The 15,121-nt window shown below is 65.1% G+C and carries 36 protein-coding genes; 19 read left to right on the top strand and 17 right to left on the bottom strand.

Annotated elements, in window-relative coordinates; translation table 11 throughout:
- Window positions 1–3: 3 nt before the first annotated feature.
- The 17 genes from ABB25_RS01000 to ABB25_RS14115 all read right to left on the bottom strand — a co-directional run bounded on the left by ABB25_RS01000 (window position 4) and on the right by ABB25_RS14115 (window position 7,404).
- A complete protein-coding gene (locus ABB25_RS01000; protein WP_057662410.1) occupies window positions 4–429 on the bottom strand; it encodes a terminase small subunit-like protein in 426 nt (141 codons plus the stop codon).
- Between the two features lie 29 nt (window positions 430–458).
- Window positions 459–746 carry a hypothetical protein gene (locus ABB25_RS00995; protein ID WP_057662407.1) on the bottom strand — a complete coding sequence of 96 codons (288 nt, stop codon included), beginning with the start codon at window positions 744–746 and terminating at the stop codon, window positions 459–461.
- Between the two features lies 1 nt (window position 747).
- Window positions 748–1,212, bottom strand: coding sequence for a lysis system i-spanin subunit Rz (locus ABB25_RS14470; protein WP_057662403.1), 465 nt, complete (start codon window positions 1,210–1,212; stop codon window positions 748–750).
- Entirely contained in the window at window positions 1,212–1,520 is a 309-nt protein-coding gene (locus tag ABB25_RS14465; protein WP_057662400.1) for a hypothetical protein, read from the bottom strand. The genes ABB25_RS14470 and ABB25_RS14465 overlap by 1 nt, the downstream gene beginning before the upstream one ends.
- Window positions 1,517–1,951, bottom strand: a complete 435-nt coding sequence (locus ABB25_RS00980; RefSeq protein WP_057662396.1) for a lysozyme — start codon at window positions 1,949–1,951, stop codon at window positions 1,517–1,519. The genes ABB25_RS14465 and ABB25_RS00980 overlap by 4 nt, the downstream gene beginning before the upstream one ends.
- Before the next feature lie 260 nt (window positions 1,952–2,211).
- Entirely contained in the window at window positions 2,212–2,826 is a 615-nt protein-coding gene (locus tag ABB25_RS00975; RefSeq protein WP_057662393.1) for a hypothetical protein, read from the bottom strand.
- 258 nt (window positions 2,827–3,084) lie between these two features.
- Window positions 3,085–3,450, bottom strand: a complete 366-nt coding sequence (locus ABB25_RS00970) for a RusA family crossover junction endodeoxyribonuclease (protein ID WP_057662390.1) — start codon at window positions 3,448–3,450, stop codon at window positions 3,085–3,087.
- Window positions 3,443–3,601, bottom strand: a complete 159-nt coding sequence (locus tag ABB25_RS14715) for a hypothetical protein (protein WP_160319388.1) — start codon at window positions 3,599–3,601, stop codon at window positions 3,443–3,445. The genes ABB25_RS00970 and ABB25_RS14715 overlap by 8 nt, the downstream gene beginning before the upstream one ends.
- A 205-nt stretch (window positions 3,602–3,806) precedes the next feature.
- Entirely contained in the window at window positions 3,807–4,145 is a 339-nt protein-coding gene (locus ABB25_RS00960) for a Ref family recombination enhancement nuclease (protein ID WP_160319387.1), read from the bottom strand.
- Window positions 4,146–4,153: 8 nt separating this feature from the next.
- Entirely contained in the window at window positions 4,154–4,468 is a 315-nt protein-coding gene (locus tag ABB25_RS00955) for a hypothetical protein (RefSeq protein WP_057662382.1), read from the bottom strand.
- A 40-nt stretch (window positions 4,469–4,508) separates the two neighbouring features.
- Window positions 4,509–4,712: a hypothetical protein gene (locus ABB25_RS00950; protein ID WP_152980883.1), complete on the bottom strand. Its 204-nt coding sequence runs from the start codon at window positions 4,710–4,712 to the stop codon at window positions 4,509–4,511.
- Window positions 4,709–5,185, bottom strand: coding sequence for a recombination protein NinB (locus ABB25_RS00945; protein WP_057662377.1), 477 nt, complete (start codon window positions 5,183–5,185; stop codon window positions 4,709–4,711). Before ABB25_RS00945 ends, ABB25_RS00950 begins: the two co-directional genes overlap by 4 nt.
- Window positions 5,182–5,346, bottom strand: coding sequence for a hypothetical protein (locus tag ABB25_RS14710; RefSeq protein WP_160319386.1), 165 nt, complete (start codon window positions 5,344–5,346; stop codon window positions 5,182–5,184). The genes ABB25_RS00945 and ABB25_RS14710 overlap by 4 nt, the downstream gene beginning before the upstream one ends.
- Complete coding sequence (locus ABB25_RS00940; protein WP_057662374.1) at window positions 5,343–5,843, bottom strand: hypothetical protein; 501 nt, start codon at window positions 5,841–5,843, stop codon at window positions 5,343–5,345. Before ABB25_RS00940 ends, ABB25_RS14710 begins: the two co-directional genes overlap by 4 nt.
- Complete coding sequence (locus ABB25_RS00935) at window positions 5,836–6,720, bottom strand: YdaU family protein (RefSeq protein ID WP_152980881.1); 885 nt, start codon at window positions 6,718–6,720, stop codon at window positions 5,836–5,838. Before ABB25_RS00935 ends, ABB25_RS00940 begins: the two co-directional genes overlap by 8 nt.
- On the bottom strand, window positions 6,717–7,004 hold the full coding sequence (locus tag ABB25_RS00930; RefSeq protein WP_057662368.1) for a hypothetical protein: 288 nt from the start codon (window positions 7,002–7,004) through the stop codon (window positions 6,717–6,719). Before ABB25_RS00930 ends, ABB25_RS00935 begins: the two co-directional genes overlap by 4 nt.
- A 184-nt stretch (window positions 7,005–7,188) precedes the next feature.
- Window positions 7,189–7,404, bottom strand: coding sequence for a hypothetical protein (locus ABB25_RS14115; protein ID WP_083488032.1), 216 nt, complete (start codon window positions 7,402–7,404; stop codon window positions 7,189–7,191).
- A gap of 102 nt (window positions 7,405–7,506) precedes the next feature.
- Here ABB25_RS14115 and ABB25_RS00925 point away from each other — a divergent pair, with 102 nt between their 5' ends.
- The 19 genes from ABB25_RS00925 to ABB25_RS00855 all read left to right on the top strand — a co-directional run bounded on the left by ABB25_RS00925 (window position 7,507) and on the right by ABB25_RS00855 (window position 15,118).
- Window positions 7,507–8,172: a LexA family transcriptional regulator gene (locus ABB25_RS00925; protein WP_244477720.1), complete on the top strand. Its 666-nt coding sequence runs from the start codon at window positions 7,507–7,509 to the stop codon at window positions 8,170–8,172.
- Between the two features lie 63 nt (window positions 8,173–8,235).
- Complete coding sequence (locus ABB25_RS14460) at window positions 8,236–8,583, top strand: hypothetical protein (RefSeq protein ID WP_152980879.1); 348 nt, start codon at window positions 8,236–8,238, stop codon at window positions 8,581–8,583.
- Window positions 8,584–8,706: 123 nt separating this feature from the next.
- Window positions 8,707–9,135, top strand: coding sequence for a hypothetical protein (locus ABB25_RS00920; protein WP_152980877.1), 429 nt, complete (start codon window positions 8,707–8,709; stop codon window positions 9,133–9,135).
- Between the two features lie 161 nt (window positions 9,136–9,296).
- A complete protein-coding gene (locus ABB25_RS14455) occupies window positions 9,297–9,578 on the top strand; it encodes a hypothetical protein (RefSeq protein WP_152980875.1) in 282 nt (93 codons plus the stop codon).
- Between the two features lie 219 nt (window positions 9,579–9,797).
- Window positions 9,798–9,965 carry a hypothetical protein gene (locus tag ABB25_RS14705; RefSeq protein ID WP_160319385.1) on the top strand — a complete coding sequence of 56 codons (168 nt, stop codon included), beginning with the start codon at window positions 9,798–9,800 and terminating at the stop codon, window positions 9,963–9,965.
- A 3-nt stretch (window positions 9,966–9,968) separates the two neighbouring features.
- Window positions 9,969–10,328, top strand: coding sequence for a hypothetical protein (locus tag ABB25_RS00915; protein WP_057662363.1), 360 nt, complete (start codon window positions 9,969–9,971; stop codon window positions 10,326–10,328).
- Window positions 10,325–10,552 carry a hypothetical protein gene (locus ABB25_RS00910; protein ID WP_057662360.1) on the top strand — a complete coding sequence of 76 codons (228 nt, stop codon included), beginning with the start codon at window positions 10,325–10,327 and terminating at the stop codon, window positions 10,550–10,552. Before ABB25_RS00915 ends, ABB25_RS00910 begins: the two co-directional genes overlap by 4 nt.
- Window positions 10,549–10,731, top strand: a complete 183-nt coding sequence (locus ABB25_RS00905) for a hypothetical protein (RefSeq protein WP_057662358.1) — start codon at window positions 10,549–10,551, stop codon at window positions 10,729–10,731. Before ABB25_RS00910 ends, ABB25_RS00905 begins: the two co-directional genes overlap by 4 nt.
- Window positions 10,724–11,035 (top strand): hypothetical protein, encoded by a 312-nt coding sequence (locus ABB25_RS00900; RefSeq protein ID WP_152980874.1) that lies wholly within the window; start codon window positions 10,724–10,726, stop codon window positions 11,033–11,035. Before ABB25_RS00905 ends, ABB25_RS00900 begins: the two co-directional genes overlap by 8 nt.
- Window positions 11,032–11,286 carry a hypothetical protein gene (locus ABB25_RS00895; RefSeq protein ID WP_057662352.1) on the top strand — a complete coding sequence of 85 codons (255 nt, stop codon included), beginning with the start codon at window positions 11,032–11,034 and terminating at the stop codon, window positions 11,284–11,286. Before ABB25_RS00900 ends, ABB25_RS00895 begins: the two co-directional genes overlap by 4 nt.
- Before the next feature lie 163 nt (window positions 11,287–11,449).
- A complete protein-coding gene (locus ABB25_RS00890) occupies window positions 11,450–12,298 on the top strand; it encodes a hypothetical protein (protein WP_057662350.1) in 849 nt (282 codons plus the stop codon).
- Window positions 12,295–12,969, top strand: a complete 675-nt coding sequence (locus ABB25_RS00885) for a lambda exonuclease family protein (protein ID WP_211259270.1) — start codon at window positions 12,295–12,297, stop codon at window positions 12,967–12,969. Before ABB25_RS00890 ends, ABB25_RS00885 begins: the two co-directional genes overlap by 4 nt.
- Window positions 12,945–13,136 (top strand): hypothetical protein, encoded by a 192-nt coding sequence (locus ABB25_RS14450; RefSeq protein ID WP_152980872.1) that lies wholly within the window; start codon window positions 12,945–12,947, stop codon window positions 13,134–13,136. Before ABB25_RS00885 ends, ABB25_RS14450 begins: the two co-directional genes overlap by 25 nt.
- Complete coding sequence (locus tag ABB25_RS00880) at window positions 13,112–13,558, top strand: single-stranded DNA-binding protein (RefSeq protein WP_057662345.1); 447 nt, start codon at window positions 13,112–13,114, stop codon at window positions 13,556–13,558. Before ABB25_RS14450 ends, ABB25_RS00880 begins: the two co-directional genes overlap by 25 nt.
- On the top strand, window positions 13,539–13,739 hold the full coding sequence (locus ABB25_RS00875) for a hypothetical protein (protein WP_057662342.1): 201 nt from the start codon (window positions 13,539–13,541) through the stop codon (window positions 13,737–13,739). Before ABB25_RS00880 ends, ABB25_RS00875 begins: the two co-directional genes overlap by 20 nt.
- Complete coding sequence (locus tag ABB25_RS00870) at window positions 13,736–13,945, top strand: hypothetical protein (RefSeq protein ID WP_057662339.1); 210 nt, start codon at window positions 13,736–13,738, stop codon at window positions 13,943–13,945. The genes ABB25_RS00875 and ABB25_RS00870 overlap by 4 nt, the downstream gene beginning before the upstream one ends.
- The gene (locus tag ABB25_RS00865) at window positions 13,945–14,622 is read left to right on the top strand and encodes a hypothetical protein (protein ID WP_057662336.1); all 678 of its coding nucleotides are present in this window, start codon (window positions 13,945–13,947) and stop codon (window positions 14,620–14,622) included. The genes ABB25_RS00870 and ABB25_RS00865 overlap by 1 nt, the downstream gene beginning before the upstream one ends.
- Entirely contained in the window at window positions 14,619–14,894 is a 276-nt protein-coding gene (locus ABB25_RS00860; RefSeq protein WP_057662333.1) for a hypothetical protein, read from the top strand. Before ABB25_RS00865 ends, ABB25_RS00860 begins: the two co-directional genes overlap by 4 nt.
- Window positions 14,894–15,118: a hypothetical protein gene (locus ABB25_RS00855; protein ID WP_057662330.1), complete on the top strand. Its 225-nt coding sequence runs from the start codon at window positions 14,894–14,896 to the stop codon at window positions 15,116–15,118. Before ABB25_RS00860 ends, ABB25_RS00855 begins: the two co-directional genes overlap by 1 nt.
- Window positions 15,119–15,121: the final 3 nt, after the last annotated feature.

Raw genomic sequence — 15,121 nt, 5'->3', positions numbered from 1 at the left:
CCGTCAATCTCCCCTGCTCGGCTCCACGCCGACGATCTCGACCTTCGTCACGACTTCCACCGGCCCACCACCCGGCGCGCTGATCTCTTGCGCGATCCGGTCGCCGTATTTTTTCGGGGCCATGCGAGCAGCGACCCATTTTCGGGCATCGACGCGCAGTCGATTGCGAGCGACGGCCGTGGCGTCCAGCGCCAGCGAAACGTCCTCTCCCTCGTGCTTGATGGTCACCGCAGCTTCGTCAGCGATAGCCACGATGTCATCAACCAGCGTGTCGGCCTGCTGCTCCCGCGCGCAGGCGTATTGGTCACGGAAAGCGGCATTGCTCGCCAGCCACCGCATGACCGTCGTTTTCGACGGCATCGCCTTACCGCTGCAGATAGACCGCAGGCTCTCGCCATCAGCAAGCCTTGCGCAGATCACGTCCGCCATCTTCTGCGTGTAGCTACTCGGCCTGCCAGTCACACAACCTCCAACAACCCCAGGCCCAGCAGGCGATCACCGCCCCTGACCCTCAGTTGATACAGCCCGCGCTGCAGCTTCGACCCAGCCGGGACAACCCACTCCAGCCGGCCGCGATCATCCAGAGACGCCGGCCAACTCTCAGCAACTGACTGCCCCCGGTACGGGACGGCCTCCACCTGCAGTTCGGCATCGGGCGCAGGCAGCGGCCCCTGATCGTCGCGCAGGTATACGCCGCACGGCACATCGAAGCGCCGGAACGTTTGGGCCATGATTTGCTGGCGCATGTCAGCGGCTCTCATATTCTCGGATCACGGCCTGACAGGCCCTGACCTGGTCGTCTGCGTCTCGGCCGACTCGAACAAGATCTGCCGCACCCTGCTCTCGTAGCCGGGCGGCCTCATCACGTTCGGCGGCGCCGGCGGCGGCTTCGGACAATGCTCGGGTCTCACAGCCGGCCCAGTGCTGGCGCAGCCGGAGGACATCAGCGCGCAGGCCAGCCACAACAGCAGCAGGGACGGCCTCGGCCGCTTCCCGGTCTTCTTCATGCTTGGCTCCGATTTCGGCCAGTGCCTGGCCCTGTTCGCGCTCGGCCTGCCGGGCGTCCTGCACTGCCTCGACCTGCCCGGTGAGCTGGGACACCCGCTGCCGGCTCTCGGCCAGATCAGCAGAGCGGTCGCGCCACTCACGGCCCGCAAGGAAGCCAGCGAGGAACAGGGCGATGCCGGCGAGGATGTGCGCCCTGGTGACCATCAGTCCGTGCCTCCGGGATTGCTCACGTCCGGGTCAAACGGCGGCGGCTCGATGCCACTGCTGCGCATCAGCCCCTCCAGCCTGTAAATGTGGTTCAGCATGCGACCGCTGCGGCGCTCCAGCGCGCGGACCTGTTCAGTCAGCCGGTCCAGCTCCAGCCGGACCGTTTCGTAAAGCCGGCTTTCCGTCGTGGTCGCCTGCTCGTCGCGCCTGCGGCCGCCACGACCGTGGAACCACGCGCCGATTGCCGCGGCTGCGCCAGCGATCCAACCGATCAGGCCCGGCGGTGTCTGTGATGGGTCAATCATGCGCCGCCCTCGAATACCCTGCGCTCATCGGCCCTGCGGTTGACCAGGCCCTGCAGCACTTTCCCGCCTGCCCGGCGCCACACAGCGAACTGCGCAGCGGCCAGATCCGTCTGACCGGCGTTGAACAGCCGCAGCAGCGTAGAGCTGCCGAACGCGCCGATGCCGATGTTGTAGGCCAGCGAGGTCATCGCGCCCAGCTGGGCCTCGGTAACCGGCCGGCGCAGCAACTTCCGCACGCCGACCATGAATTTCTCGACATCCCGCGCCAGACGCTCATCGGCCTGAGCCTGCGTCCAGCGCACGCCCTCGGCGATCCCAGGGCCAGTGCTACCCCAGCCGATCGTCCAGATGCCCGCCGGGCATTTGTACGCGACGAGCCTGCACCCCTCCCAGCGCCTGATGAGCGCCATGGCGTGAGCGAGTGCTGTCATATGGCCTCATTAGGGAGCTGCCCGCCCCGCGTGCCGGCTGGCCGCAATGCTTGCTCCGGGCTGGGAGCGGGCATGAAAAAGCCCCGGACAGTGCCGGGGCGATTGATTTCCGCTGCGTACCCGCTCGCATCGCCGCACGTCTGCGGGTCAACCCTGGATCGCGGGAAGCGGCAGCGGATAGCTGCTGGCGCGCGACAGACGCAGTGCGCACGCGATGGTACAAATTTAGCCCCCCAGAGTTGGTATGCGCAAAACCATACTCAGGCGACCCCCTTCCTGACTGCGTCCGCCAACTGCATGGCCGCTACAGACTCGGCTTCCACCATTCGCTGCAATAGCCACCGGTACACCGGGCGCCAGAGCTTGGCGTAGTTGGAAGGGTCGATCCTCACGGCCACCGCCGTCGCATGATCAGACCGGCCCAACCCTTCCCGGATCTCATCCACCGCGGCCCGGGCCAGCGCCGGCAGATGCTCCACGGTGTTGGTCGGCCAGGTCTCGGCACGAACCTGCGCCAGCACCTGCCGCGCCCGATCGACGTGCCGCCGCTGCTCGGCCGTTGCCGAGTTGCTCCACGCAAGCGCGGCTTCGGCCAGCTGCAGGTCGAGATGCGCCTCGCACAGCCGGCGCGACTGCCGCTGCAGCTCCGGCACGACCAGGCCAACGACCACGTCCCGGAGCTTGTGCCGGCGCATGGCCGCCACGTCCGGGCACCACGCGGCCTCCAGCACCTCCCTGCCCAGCCCGGCCGGCACCATGCCCAGCGCCCCGGCGATGTCGATATTCGTCAGCTCAGCCACGCCGCCACCTCGGCCCACGTCAAAACGGATATTGGTTGGGCCCAGCCGGCCCAGCAGTTCGCGCACGTCAGACATGGTTGACCTCCCTCAATCCGCACTGTCGGCATCCGCGCTCGCGTGAGCCGAATTCCTCCCATGTATGAAGCCCGTATGCGCAGCAGTAGGCAGGCCCAATCAGGGCGAACGCAAAAAAGACATCAGCTCCAAGTGTCTGTGCGGCTGCAATCGCAGCCCGGCTCGTGATCGTCGTGGATCTGAGCCCGGCAACCGCCGGCACGGCCACCCCCGGCGCTGACCCATCGCCGCACTCCCATCGCAGTTCGCGCACGTCGATCATTCCGTATCCCCCTTTTTGATCGTCACAACCACCTGCCCGCCCCTGCGCACCTCGTCGCGCACATAGGGGTGGCTCACGAACCGCCGGTCATCGATGCCCAGGGCGTCGGCAATGCCGTCACGCGCCGGCTTGAACCGGGCCAGCATGTTGTCGTCGTCGGGCCGCATCCGGGTCGGCGGGTAGAAATCGACCTGCAGATGGATCCGCCCTGCCGGCATCGGAACGGCCTGCCAGCCGGCAGCTACTGCGGCCAAACCTGCCTGCTGGCGGGCTTTCTTCGCCGCACGCCCGCGCACGGACCAGTGCACGCGGGCATTGGGCGACAGGTCTTTGCTGGGCCAGGGCAATATCAGCTCAAGCACTGGCCGACCTCCGCATCTTCTTCATCTGCTTCCGCGCCTGATCGGCCAGCCGCTGCAGACGCGCCGCTTCCGATTGCGCCCTGTCTGCCTTCGCCTGCAGATCGCTGGCCGTGGCCTTGAGTTCGGCGTAGATCGCGTCCTCGATGGTCATGCCATCACCTCGCCGCCGCCGGGGAGCGCGTACACCAGCCGGCCACCTCGCCGCATGGGAGCTGGGTCAACCGCGTTCCGGCTGCTGTCGTGCCCGCTGATCCTCCCATCTGCGCCGACCTGCAGCTTCACCGGGCAGCGGATCACGCCGCACTCGGTCACCAGCTGGAGGTGGGAAATCAGGCCCTCGCTCGTCTGTGTCGCACTCATCGCACACCCCCAATGGTCGAATCTGCCCAGGCCGCAATGGCCCGGTCCTGGATTTCCAGCAGCGCCTCGTCGTCGCCGAATTCCTCACGAAACGCCTGCGCCTCATCGGCATAGCTCGGCCCGTACTGCTCGCGCATCTGCTCAGCGGCCGCGGTGCCGACGGACTTGGCGCCCTGGTGGTGGTAGCTGCACAGGCCGACCGTGTGCCGCTCGCCCAGCCGGCGGCCGTTGCCGTGCCGGCCAGTGCTCAGCAGGTGATGCTTCTCGCACTCGCTGCGGATGCCGCGCTGCAGGCAGCAGATGCAGCCGATTTCTCTCAGGGCGAAATCGCGCATGGCCGGGGTCATTTCTCACCCGCCAGCAGGTCGATGATCCACTGCGGCCGCGCCCGAACGTAGCTTTTGAGCGATGCGCGGACTTGCTTTGCTGTCTTTCCGTGACGCTCGGCCATCGCAGCAAACGCGCTGTCTGGTGCGGCGTCGAATCGGCGGCGAGCCTCAGCGATCAGCTGGGATTTATTTGCCCGGTGTGCCGCATCGGCCGCTCGCCTGGCTTTCTCCTGCTCGGCTTTGTAGCGATCAATCTGTGCGTCGATATTCCCGCGCTTGCTCAGCGGGACGTTGACGACCGCCGGGTCTTTCGTGAAATCGAAGCTCATGACTTCACCCCGTAATCCGCCAGCTCGTACAGCTGCATCGTCATGCCGAACCCCCGAACAGGTCGAGCTGCAGCGGTCCAGCAAGATCCGGCTGGACAGGCTCAGCGGCTGGCGTAATGCAGGCGGCAGCCCGTCGCCGAGCGTTGCCGGCCCACTGCAGCAGCGTCCATGAAAACGCCGTGCCGCGCCGGCTGATGGCCTCGCGCAGGTAGACGCGGGCGGTGTGAATGTGCCGCTCCTTCATGCCGCAGCCCTCCCCGGCTTCGCCCACATGGCTAATTCCTCGGCCGCCTTCGCCGACCAGCGCACGCCGCGATCAGCCCCGAATGCGTGCGCGAACTCGATGAACTCGCCCATGCGGCGTTTGCTGTATTGGCTGGTTCGTGCGCCGAGCATCACGGTGCCGCCGGCCACGCCCTGGGCCATGCGGGTTTCCTGCTCGAAGCCGGCGGTCAAAACGGCCTTCCAGCTCTCCGGCGTCATCTTGCCAATCACCCACCGGCCAGCCGAATCGGTGTGCGGCCAATCGACCTGCTGGGCGATATCGGCCAGCGTGGCCCACATGGCCGAATTTGCGCACAGCGTTCTGGCCGGCTCGCGCAGCAGGATTTCAACATCGTTGCCTGCCTCGATCTGCTCCATTGCCGCTTCATAGGCGGCCACGGCAATGGCACGGGACCGCGGGTTGTCGCGCATGGCGCGGAACAGGCGCTTCATTTCTTCCCCCTGATTTCCTTGTCAGCGTCGTGCCAGCCCTGCCGCCAGGCATCGCGCTGGCTCGCCCCTTCGTCGCCCATCTGGTAGAAAGGGCAGCGGCTCAGCTCGCGATTGGCCTCACGGGCCCAGCGCCCGGACTGGTATTCCTGCAGGAAGTTCATGCCCGGCCTCCCAGCAGCTCACTGATCCCGGCCAGGTGGCCCAGCATCTGCTCGCGGCTGGCCGGCACCGGATTGCGCTCGGCTGCCTGCTCCAGCGCAGCAACCGGTTCGGCCGGCAGCTCACCGCCGCGCATGACGTACTCGCTCGCCGCGGCGTAGGCCTCGGCAATCAACCGATCGGCCTTCTCGGCCGGCGCGTGCCGGAACCGGTAGGCGTCGATCTGCTGCCACACCAGCCGGGCGAAGGCACTGAACTGAGAGCCTTGCCGCTGCAGCTCGGCGCGCACCGCGGCCAGTGACGGGATGCCCAGGCACATCTGGCGGAACTCCGGCAGCGTCGGCGGCCACGGCTGGGCGCTGGCGATGCAGGCGCCGATGCCGGCCGCCAGCTGCTGCGGGCTGATCCCGGCCAGGCCCTTGGCCCAGGTTTGCCCTGCACTGCTGGCAGGGTCGTCGCCGTAGCTGCTGGCCCAGCGGTGGCCGTAGATCTCAGTCATGCGCGCCCACAGCGTGGCAATGGCCTTCGAGGATGCCGGGGCCGGGGTCGGCTTCGGCGCGCCGCTGCTCGGCGTCGAGCATGCGCTGGGCGTTGAGGTGGACGCGCTCGACGGCGCTGAGCGAAGTGCTGCGGACAGGGGCTGCATTGCGGGCTCCGGAGATCGGGACAACGGTTGATGGGCCTTCGGCGTTGCGGGATCGGGCGGCACTGATCGCCCAGGCAAACGGGCGGCCAACGGGTGGCGAGCGGGCCAGGCCCTCGGCCACGGTGTCGGCCAGCGCCTCCGGCGTGACGCCCTCGGCCAGCGCGGCCAGTAGGTCGGGGTGGCTCGGGTTTGTCGAAACACACCCGGCCTGCCGCATCAGCAGGCACGCACGCCCGGCGTCGCTTTGCGCCTGCACACCGCGGGAACTTCCCGAAGGCGTGTGCTTGCTTTTGTTTGGTTCTTGGTTATTGGTTATTGGTTCTTGGTTAGCTTTCTGCTGGGTTTCTTTTTCAAACCCAGAGGAAACCGGCTGGGTTTCGTTGGGTTTCTGCTGGGTTTCGGAAGTGCGTCGCGGTCTGCCGCCACGGCGCCCGTTCTCGCGTGCCGCTTCGGCCTTCTCGTGGTATGCGGCGATCTCGGCATCGGCGCGTTTGTTGTGCCAGCCGTCCGTTTCCAGGGTGAAGAACTCCTCCAGCACCACCTGGACGGCCTCCACTTCTTCTGGGCTTCGGGCACCGGCCAGGCGCGCAACCTTGGCGACCTCTTCCGGCAGCGCCGACTCCTGCATGTAGTAGCGGCGCAGCAGGCGGCCGTAGATAGCGTCTTCCAGCAGCGAAAGGTGCGCCGTGGCGGCAACGTAATCGCCAATGTGCAGGTTGAAGTAGTTCATGCCTGCACCGGCCACCAGGTCGCCGCACTGCGGCCGGAAATGCTGCAGCGGCGGGCATCGCCTCGCACCACGCGATCGCTGTCGCACAGCTCCGGCAGCCGGCGGGCCAGCATGTAGCGGTCGAAACCGGAGGCGCGGGCCAGCTCGCTGCTGGTCAGGCCGGGGTGGCAGGACACCGCGTCGCGGGCCTGTTCCTGCTGCAGCGCCTGGGCGCCGCTGGCAACGATGTGCCGGGCGGCGTCGTGGCTGGTCTGTGGGTCGGTACTGCGGGCTGGATGGCTCATCACTCCCCCCTGCTCGGCCTGCAGCCATGGGGCACGCCGATGAGCCGAGAACTGGCGCTCGGCATCTGCGTGCGGTTGTCGTTGCGGGCGAATTGCCCTGGGTTCCATTGCCGCCACGGGTGCGGTTTTTTGCTCACCGCGCTATCACCCTGTGCGGCGTAGCGTCCGTTCCCCCGGTTGGTGGTCATGCGGCGCGGCTCCTGCGCTGCTTCGGCGCCGGGCCGAATACGTCGGGGCGGGTCACTCGAATGAGTGGTGGTATCCCCCGGTACTTCCAGTTCTGTACCCGCTGCGTTCCGCCTGGCATATCGAAGCCCAGGCGTCGGGCAACATTGGCTGGTCCGCCGAGCTTTTCGATCAGCTCGGAATCCTCATGCATCTGGTCGGTTGGCTTGTTCATGCCAACAATTAAACACCACGTTTAATGATGAAGTCAACGTGGCGTGTAACAACGCCGTGTTTAGTCGCCCCACAATTGGACATGGCCGATATGCACCCATCAATGACGCGCCTCTACCTCGCTGCCGCACAGCTGAACCCCGCCATCCGGGGCCAGTCAGCGCTAGCGCGAGCGCTCAGTCAGTCCCCCCAAACCGTCAAGAACTGGGAGTCACGCCCTACCGGCGTTTCCGCCTCCGGCGCGAGCAAGGCTCAGCAGGAGCTCGGCATAAGCTCCACGTGGATACTTGACGGCGACGCTCCGATGTTTGTCTCCACACGGGCGGTCGCACCCACTGAGACGCCGCCCGGCTACCTTCGATTCGATCTGTACGAAGGAGCGGCAGGCATGGGGGCTGGCGTGGCCAACAGTGACTACCCGGAGGTGATCCGCACGGTTGACGTTGCTGAGTGGGAAATCCGCAAGAAACTGGGCTTTTTGCCTGCGCCTGGGCGAATGCGGTTGATCACCGGCCGTGGCCCGTCGATGCGCCCGAAGATCGAGGACGGCGACGTGGTGATGATCGACACCAGCGTGACCTGGTTCGACGGCGACGACTACTACCTGATCAGCGTAGACGGCGAGGCGCAGATCAAGATGCTGCAGAAGCGCGTGGACGGCATCTATGTGGTCAGCAGCAACCCGGATTTCAGGGAGTGGCGGATCGCCACTGATGACCTGGTCGTGTGCGGCAAGGCGCTTATTGGGATGGGGCTGCGGCGGCTTTGAGGCTGCGGAATAGCTTTGATCGGTTCAACTGAGCAGGAACTTTGGTTCCGGAGCGTGAGTAATATGGATTACAAGCACATCAAATTTGATGATGTCATGAGGTTTTTCGATGCGGCAAATGCAGCCCGCCTCTGCCCAGTTTGCAGCTCTTCTGAGTGGACGCTTCAGTTTTCCAGACTGAAGGACAAGCCCGAGTTGGTATTCGCCACGAATGCCCTTGGCCTTGGGGCTCCATTTCTAGATCCCATGTCTCCAAATTATTCAGCCCAACTTCTGCCGTTTGGCCGGCCTGTGCTCCCCATGATTTGTAAGAAGTGCGCGTATATGAGAATTCATGACTACGCACCAATCAAAGAATGGATTGAGTCGAACCCTATGCCCGATGCGGAAGGCTCAGAAGGGGGTGAGTGAATGTCTGTTTCACGGCCAGACATCCTCCCTATGGCCCATCAAGGCCCTCTCGGGTCCTGGCGCGAGCATGTGCAGCCCCCTCCGCCTGTTGCGCCAGAGCCCCTATGCGACGATCATGTGGTCATGAGCGATGTCACACGCCACGAAATGAATGCAGCTATTGCTGCCTCGGAAGCTCGGGTTGCGTCCGCCATTGCTGAAATGCGCTTGGATAACGCCAAGTTCCTGGGCGAGCTGGGCGCATTCAAGGGGGATGTTCTAACCGCACTTTCCGGCATCAAGTCGGACGTAACTTCCGGCATAGCTGGCGTTAGGGCGGACAATGCAAAGGAGCAGGTCACTGCAACGCGCTGGCAGGTCGGCCTGATCGCGGCCGTCATCCTTGCCTCGGCCTCGACCATCGCCACTGTTGTCCTCAGAACCAAGCCCACAGCTCCACAGCAGGTGGTGATGCCGCAGGCTTCAATGCAACAGCCTGCGCCCATAGTCATACAGTTGCCGGCCAGCCAGGCAGCGCCTCCAGCTACGCCGCAGGCAGATCCGCCTAAGTAAGCGCCACACACCCCGCTCCGGCGGGGTTTTTTATGGCAGCCAAAGTCGGTTTGCAAGCATGCCCCATCCAGCTTAGTGACAGACGTCACAATTCACGCCCGATACATGCAAAGATAGCCCCGGGCAACACTCTGCCCATCTTCACCAATCAAGGAATGAACATGAAGGTTCGCTTTTTGGTAGCCGCTCTGGCTGCCCTGGCTGTCTCCGGTATTGCTTCTGCCCAGACCTATGTACAGGGGCACACTCGCTCTGATGGAACTTACGTGCAGGGCCACTACCGCTCCGCGCCCAACAGCACCAAGCTGGATAACTACTCCACCCAAGGCAACCGCAACCCGTACACCAATGAGCGCGGCACCGTGAACCCGTACCGCCCGTCCTCGAGCAACCCGACCGGTAGCCCGTACAACCAGCCGCGCCGCCGTTCGTCGTACCCGTAACGGCCACTGGAAACCCAGCGAAGCAGTAAAGAAGGCCCCGCTCTTGCGGGGCTTTTTTGTGCCCGGCGAACAGATCTTCCGGGCCGGTGGTGCGGTGCAGGATCGCAAGTTGAAGAAAAATATTAAACACCCTGTTGACTTGCGATTAAACGCTGTGTTTAACTAGCTCCATCGCCCCACGACACCGGCACACCGCCGACAGGGGCAGGGAGACGAGCCATGTACGAAGCAATCGAAATCGCCGAGGCCATGTGGGTTGTTGCCAAGAACGGCGATGTTTGCACCCGCTCAGGCATCTATGACAGCGGCGAGCAGGCCCGCGATGCCGCGGCCGCTTTCAACACCATCGATGAAATCGCCGCGACCCTCGTCGCCGGGGAGGGCTGAGCCATGCACAGCTACCACGCCAACTGCGGCTGCTTCACCTGCGGGCAGGAAGAAGCGCTCACCGAGCGCCGCAATGAAGCCATCGCCGCCGCTATTCCGGCACTGATCGCGCTGCCGTCGTTTGTCGGCGAGGCACTGGGCGAAAACCCGATGAGCTGGGAGGCCGAAGTAACAGCCGCCCTGGCATCCGGCGATGACGCACAGGCCGGCCGCATCCTGCGCCGCGAGGTTGCCGAACACCTCGCCCGCGAAATCGATCGACTGCAGGACGCCCGCCGCTGCGAAGTGGACGAGGCAGTCCAGAGCCTGATCTACCGCCACACGCCCATTGCAGCCTCGCTGCAGCTGCGGGGTGCCGCATGAGCCGGGTTATCGACGCGCTGCACGCGCATGTGATCGACGTGGAGCAGATGGCTATCGATGCCGGGGACTCCCTCGCGCTGTCGTCCAGCCTGCAGCAAGCCCGCCGCGCCGTTGCCAGCATGGCCCGGCTGACCAACGCGGCTGAAACCGCGCTGCTGTTCCTGCAGGGCGAGCCGGCCGACCAGCTGCGCGCCGCCCTGGCCGACGCGGTAGGTGGCGCATGAGCCGCGCCGAACGAATCGCCTGGACGCTGACGATCGCGCTTGCCGTTTACGTCGTGCCGCTGCGCATCGCAGAGCTGGCCGCCCACCGCGCCGCCTACATCGCCGAAATGAGCGCGCCGGCCGCATCCCAGCCGAACAACACCCATCACAACAAGAAACAGGAGAAGGATGATGAGTAAGCACACGCCGGGGCCGTGGTTCCATGACGGCAATGGAAATGTCTGGCGCCGGGACCCGAAGGATCTGTACCAAAACGGCGGCACCGTGGCCGGTGACAAGTCGCTCGCCACAATCCACAAGGGGTGGCATCACGATGGTGCCGAGGGATATCCAGTTGAAGCCAACGCCCGCCTGATCGCAGCCGCGCCGGAGTTACTGGAGACGCTGGAGGGCTTCGTGGCCTGCTGGGATACGTGCGCATCTCCTGTTGAATTCGCCGAGAAGGCCCGTGCCGCCATCGCCAAGGCCAGGGGTGAAGCATGAAGCCCGCCGACGCCCTCGCCTTCATGCTCTACGCCGCCGGCATTGGCTTCTGTGCATCGGTCGGCAGCACTGCCTACCGCGTGGACGCGCACAGCGTTGTCGTGGCCCTGATCGCGCTGGCCCTGCTGTTTGCGTGGCTGATCCTGCGCCGCTGGCGCGCCGTGGCCCTGCGCCAGCGCGCCAAGCGCCGGCAGCTGCGGATGTACAGCAACGCCGCATGGCCCGAGCGGACGTGGTCTGACAACCACTGAATCCCCGCGGCCTCCCCTGCCGCAATCCCGCGCCGGACGGGCTCCCCAAATCCGGCACCTACAGCCCAAACGGGTGGCGAGCGTCACGCCAGCACAGGAAGTGCAGGAGGACGGCCGAGCCGGCGGCCATGACGCACCGGCATCCATACCCAAGGAGAAAGACATGAACCAGGTAGTCGCATTTCAGCCAGCGGTTGAGGCCTACGGCTCCCGCTCGCTCACCGCCGCCGACATCCGTGCGCAGGTCAACCTGATGCAGGACGTAATGCTGGAGGTAATGAAGGACGGGACCCACTACGGAAAGATCCCAGGAACCCAATCGAAGAGCCTTTACAAGGCTGGCGCCGAAAAACTGATGGCCACGTTCCGCCTGGCGGCCAAGCCGGAGGTGGAAGACCTGTCCCGCAACGGCGAGATCGCCTATCGCGTGACCGTGAACCTGCTGTCGCCAGGCGGCGCGTTCGTTGGTGCCGGAATCGGCGAATGCAGCAGCGCAGAAGAAAAGTACAGCTGGCGCCGGGCCGTGTGCGACGAGGAATTCGAAGCCACGCCAGAAAATCGCCGACGCATCAAGTTCAGCAAGTACCAGGGGCGCGTCGAGCAGGTCAAACAGGTGCGAACCAATCCGGCCGATGTGGCCAACACCATCCTCAAGATGGCCAAGAAGCGCGCGCAGGTCGATGCGGTGATCACCGCCACTGCCGCCAGCGACATATTCACCCAGGACATTGAAGACCTGCCGGAGGAAGTGGTGGCCGAGATTGTTGGGCGCACTGCTGGCCCTGCCAGCAATGTAGCCGCTGCGGCTGTGCAGCAAACCATCCCGACCGGCCCGGAGCGCGACGCCGCTGACAACGAAGCCCGCGCCGTGGCGAAGGACGGAGTGCAGGCCTTCCGCGAGATGTGGGCAGCATGGCCGAAGCAGCGCCGCGCCCTGGTGGCTGACCTGCTGCCCGAGTATCAGGCCATTGCCGAGAATGCTGGCGCGGAAAATGCCGAGGTGCAGCCGTGATCGAGCAGCGATCAGACGATTGGTTTGCCGCCCGAGCAGGAAAGATCACGGCCAGCCGGATGCACGACGTGATGACCGAGCGCGAGCGCGGCGAGTTCAAATCTGGCCCGCGCAAGGGCCAGCCGAAGCCGCAGCCGCTGGCCCTGGTCAACTACGCCCACCAGCTGGCAGCCGAGCGCTTGACTGGCAAGCCGCGCAAGCAGGTCAAGGCCGCTGCGCTGGCATGGGGCCAGACGGTCGAGCCGGCAGCCGTGGCCGCATATCAGGCCGAAACCGGCGTGATCGTTGAGCTGGCCGAGTTCACCCTGCACCCGGTGCACGATTTCATCGGCGCATCGCCCGACTTCCTCGTCGGCGATGACGGCGGCGGCGAAATCAAATCGCCCGAGTCGAGCGAGGTGCATTTGCAGACCCTGCTCACCGGCCTGCCGCCGGAGCACATCGAGCAGATCCAGGGCGGGCTGTGGGTGACGGGCCGGCAGTGGTGGGATTTCGTCAGCTACCACCCGGACTTCGGGCCTGACCTGCGGCTCTACATACAGCGAGTGCCGCGTGATGACGAATACATCGCTCGGCTGGAGGAAGCCTGCCTGCTGATGGAAGACGACGTGCAGGAAATCGTTAGCGCAGCAATGGCCAGGACTGCATGGAACCCCTTCCCGGCCAGCTAGACCTGCTTGACGACCTGGCCGAGCTGGCCGCGATGAATCAACAGGCCGCAACGGCCGCACAGCTTCGGGGCGACCCGGAGACATACGAAATCTACCGCGCAGAGGCCGAACGGCTGATGCGCCTGGCAAACAAGGAGCAAGCATGGCACGCGGCATCAACAAGGTGATCCTGGTCGGAAATCTCGGCAATGACCCGGAAGTGAAGTACACGCAGGGCGGCATGGCCATCACCCGCTGCAGCCTGGCCACAACCTCTGTGCGCAAGGACCGTGATGGCAACCAGCAGGAGCGCACCGAATGGCACCGCGTGGTGTTCTTCGGGAAGCTGGGCGAGATCGCCGGCGAGTACCTTAAAAAGGGCAGCTCGGTCTACGTCGAGGGTTCGATCCGGTACGACAAATTCACCGGCCAGGACGGCATCGAGAAATACACCACCGACATCATCGCAAACGAAATGCAGATGCTTGGCGGTCGCGGCGATGGCCAGAGTGCGCCGCGCCAGCAGGAGCGCCCGCAGCGGCAGCAGCAGGCCGCGCCATCCGCCAGCCAGGCCATGGATGACTTCGCCGATGACGAAATTCCGTTCTGAGCAGTTGGACATCTTCCGCGATGACCCGGCGCGCAGGGCACGGGCCTATCGCATCGCCGCTGATGCCGCACTGGCCCAGGGCGACAACCAGTTCTTCACGGCGCAAGAGCGCCACGACAACTACATCGCCGAAGCCGAGCGCCTGGAGCGACTGGCCGGCATGACGAGGAATGGAACATGACTGACATCATCGAAGTACGGGAGCGGTTGGCGGCCATTTCGGGCATCGCCGGTGCGCGGGTATCGGCGGAAATCGACGCCATCCGCGTACTGGACGAAACCGGACGCCTGCCCACCGCGGTGGCAGGGGTGCAGCAGGTCGTTGCGCTGGATGGGCGGCCAGCCGGGCCGGTGCCGATGCGCATGATCTCCGGTGGTGGCCGGTGATGCACGTTCGCATCATCGAGCGCATCCGCGACCTCGCGTCGAGAGGCCTGTGCATCTCGCACATCGCCACCGAAGCTGGCATCACCCGGCGCACGGCGCGCCGGCTGGCTACCGAACACGGGATCGCGGTTGTCCACGCAAAGCCGCCTGCAATAAAGCCGAGGCGGTGGACCGCCGACGAGGATGCCGTTCTCGAGGCTCGCTACCCGCACGAGTCAACTGTGGCGGTGGCTGCGGCGCTCGCACGGACGGTGAACTCCGTCTACCGGCGGGCCAACATGCTCGGCCTGTCAAAGACCGAGGCATATCACGCCGCCCGTGGCGTTGTGGCTGAGGGATCGACATATCGCCGCATGGGAAATTGGCGGCTGCAACGAGGCGTCCTGGAAAAGCGCATTGGCCCTGAACGCTGGGTTTCGGCCCCGCTTGCGGTCTGGACCGAGCATCACGGCGAAGTGCCGGCCGGCATGGTCGCGACATTCAAGGAAGGCCGGTCATCTGTCGATCCTGGCGCAATCAGCGTTGACGACATTGAGCTGCTCACCCGCGCCGAAATGATGCGCCGGAATAGCTACTGGGTGAACTTCCCGCCAGAGGTCGCGAGGGTTTTCCAGCTCCGCGGCGCACTGGCCAGAAAGATCGGCAATCGAATCAAGAAACTGGAGGAAACGGCATGAAGAACAGGGCAACAGACGTGGCAGATCACCTGATGGCGCAGCTTGAGCGCCTGGGCGATGAGGGGATGCAGACCGAGGCGCTGGAGGCCGAAATCAAGCGGGCAAGCGCCATCGCCAATATCGCGCGCGAGTGGACATCACTGCAGCGCACGGCCATTGACGCGGCCAAGGTGATGCACGAAACCAGTGTGCTGCCGGTCGCGTTTGTGCAGGGTCTGTCTGCCGTGGACAAGTCCGGCCAGGCCAAGCCGCTGGCCATCGGGGTGGAGTGATGACCGCCCCCGGAATCGTCAGCTATCCAGAGCTGCAGAAACTGTGCCGCCCGGATGGGCCGGCACCGCGCCTGGCCACTGTCGAGCGCTGGGCGCGCAAGTCGGGCATCCGGATCCAGTACGACGGACAAGGCGGCGTGTGGACGACCATGACGGCCCTTGACGCTGCGCTGGGCATAGGCAGCGCAGCATCCACCGAGTCATACCCGGCCGAGCTGATATGAGCC

Origin of the sequence: Stenotrophomonas koreensis (genome assembly GCF_001431525.1) — a bacterium.
GTDB lineage: Bacteria > Pseudomonadota > Gammaproteobacteria > Xanthomonadales > Xanthomonadaceae > Stenotrophomonas > Stenotrophomonas koreensis.
This window is presented reverse-complemented; position numbering and strand designations above follow the sequence as displayed.

Coding starts and splice junctions, on each gene's coding strand:
- ABB25_RS01000 (WP_057662410.1), bottom strand. CDS start 429: ATGGCGGACGTGATCTGCGCAAGGCTTGCTGATGGCGAGAGCCTGCGG.
- ABB25_RS00995 (WP_057662407.1), bottom strand. CDS start 746: ATGCGCCAGCAAATCATGGCCCAAACGTTCCGGCGCTTCGATGTGCCG.
- ABB25_RS14470 (WP_057662403.1), bottom strand. CDS start 1,212: ATGGTCACCAGGGCGCACATCCTCGCCGGCATCGCCCTGTTCCTCGCT.
- ABB25_RS14465 (WP_057662400.1), bottom strand. CDS start 1,520: ATGATTGACCCATCACAGACACCGCCGGGCCTGATCGGTTGGATCGCT.
- ABB25_RS00980 (WP_057662396.1), bottom strand. CDS start 1,951: ATGACAGCACTCGCTCACGCCATGGCGCTCATCAGGCGCTGGGAGGGG.
- ABB25_RS00975 (WP_057662393.1), bottom strand. CDS start 2,826: ATGTCTGACGTGCGCGAACTGCTGGGCCGGCTGGGCCCAACCAATATC.
- ABB25_RS14715 (WP_160319388.1), bottom strand. CDS start 3,601: ATGACCATCGAGGACGCGATCTACGCCGAACTCAAGGCCACGGCCAGC.
- ABB25_RS00960 (WP_160319387.1), bottom strand. CDS start 4,145: ATGCGCGATTTCGCCCTGAGAGAAATCGGCTGCATCTGCTGCCTGCAG.
- ABB25_RS00955 (WP_057662382.1), bottom strand. CDS start 4,468: ATGAGCTTCGATTTCACGAAAGACCCGGCGGTCGTCAACGTCCCGCTG.
- ABB25_RS00950 (WP_152980883.1), bottom strand. CDS start 4,712: ATGAAGGAGCGGCACATTCACACCGCCCGCGTCTACCTGCGCGAGGCC.
- ABB25_RS00945 (WP_057662377.1), bottom strand. CDS start 5,185: ATGAAGCGCCTGTTCCGCGCCATGCGCGACAACCCGCGGTCCCGTGCC.
- ABB25_RS14710 (WP_160319386.1), bottom strand. CDS start 5,346: ATGAACTTCCTGCAGGAATACCAGTCCGGGCGCTGGGCCCGTGAGGCC.
- ABB25_RS00940 (WP_057662374.1), bottom strand. CDS start 5,843: ATGACTGAGATCTACGGCCACCGCTGGGCCAGCAGCTACGGCGACGAC.
- ABB25_RS00935 (WP_152980881.1), bottom strand. CDS start 6,720: ATGAACTACTTCAACCTGCACATTGGCGATTACGTTGCCGCCACGGCG.
- ABB25_RS00930 (WP_057662368.1), bottom strand. CDS start 7,004: ATGAGCCATCCAGCCCGCAGTACCGACCCACAGACCAGCCACGACGCC.
- ABB25_RS14115 (WP_083488032.1), bottom strand. CDS start 7,404: ATGAACAAGCCAACCGACCAGATGCATGAGGATTCCGAGCTGATCGAA.
- ABB25_RS00925 (WP_244477720.1), top strand. CDS start 7,507: ATGACGCGCCTCTACCTCGCTGCCGCACAGCTGAACCCCGCCATCCGG.
- ABB25_RS14460 (WP_152980879.1), top strand. CDS start 8,236: ATGGATTACAAGCACATCAAATTTGATGATGTCATGAGGTTTTTCGAT.
- ABB25_RS00920 (WP_152980877.1), top strand. CDS start 8,707: ATGAGCGATGTCACACGCCACGAAATGAATGCAGCTATTGCTGCCTCG.
- ABB25_RS14455 (WP_152980875.1), top strand. CDS start 9,297: ATGAAGGTTCGCTTTTTGGTAGCCGCTCTGGCTGCCCTGGCTGTCTCC.
- ABB25_RS14705 (WP_160319385.1), top strand. CDS start 9,798: ATGTACGAAGCAATCGAAATCGCCGAGGCCATGTGGGTTGTTGCCAAG.
- ABB25_RS00915 (WP_057662363.1), top strand. CDS start 9,969: ATGCACAGCTACCACGCCAACTGCGGCTGCTTCACCTGCGGGCAGGAA.
- ABB25_RS00910 (WP_057662360.1), top strand. CDS start 10,325: ATGAGCCGGGTTATCGACGCGCTGCACGCGCATGTGATCGACGTGGAG.
- ABB25_RS00905 (WP_057662358.1), top strand. CDS start 10,549: ATGAGCCGCGCCGAACGAATCGCCTGGACGCTGACGATCGCGCTTGCC.
- ABB25_RS00900 (WP_152980874.1), top strand. CDS start 10,724: ATGAGTAAGCACACGCCGGGGCCGTGGTTCCATGACGGCAATGGAAAT.
- ABB25_RS00895 (WP_057662352.1), top strand. CDS start 11,032: ATGAAGCCCGCCGACGCCCTCGCCTTCATGCTCTACGCCGCCGGCATT.
- ABB25_RS00890 (WP_057662350.1), top strand. CDS start 11,450: ATGAACCAGGTAGTCGCATTTCAGCCAGCGGTTGAGGCCTACGGCTCC.
- ABB25_RS14450 (WP_152980872.1), top strand. CDS start 12,945: ATGGAACCCCTTCCCGGCCAGCTAGACCTGCTTGACGACCTGGCCGAG.
- ABB25_RS00880 (WP_057662345.1), top strand. CDS start 13,112: ATGGCACGCGGCATCAACAAGGTGATCCTGGTCGGAAATCTCGGCAAT.
- ABB25_RS00875 (WP_057662342.1), top strand. CDS start 13,539: ATGACGAAATTCCGTTCTGAGCAGTTGGACATCTTCCGCGATGACCCG.
- ABB25_RS00870 (WP_057662339.1), top strand. CDS start 13,736: ATGACTGACATCATCGAAGTACGGGAGCGGTTGGCGGCCATTTCGGGC.
- ABB25_RS00865 (WP_057662336.1), top strand. CDS start 13,945: ATGCACGTTCGCATCATCGAGCGCATCCGCGACCTCGCGTCGAGAGGC.
- ABB25_RS00860 (WP_057662333.1), top strand. CDS start 14,619: ATGAAGAACAGGGCAACAGACGTGGCAGATCACCTGATGGCGCAGCTT.
- ABB25_RS00855 (WP_057662330.1), top strand. CDS start 14,894: ATGACCGCCCCCGGAATCGTCAGCTATCCAGAGCTGCAGAAACTGTGC.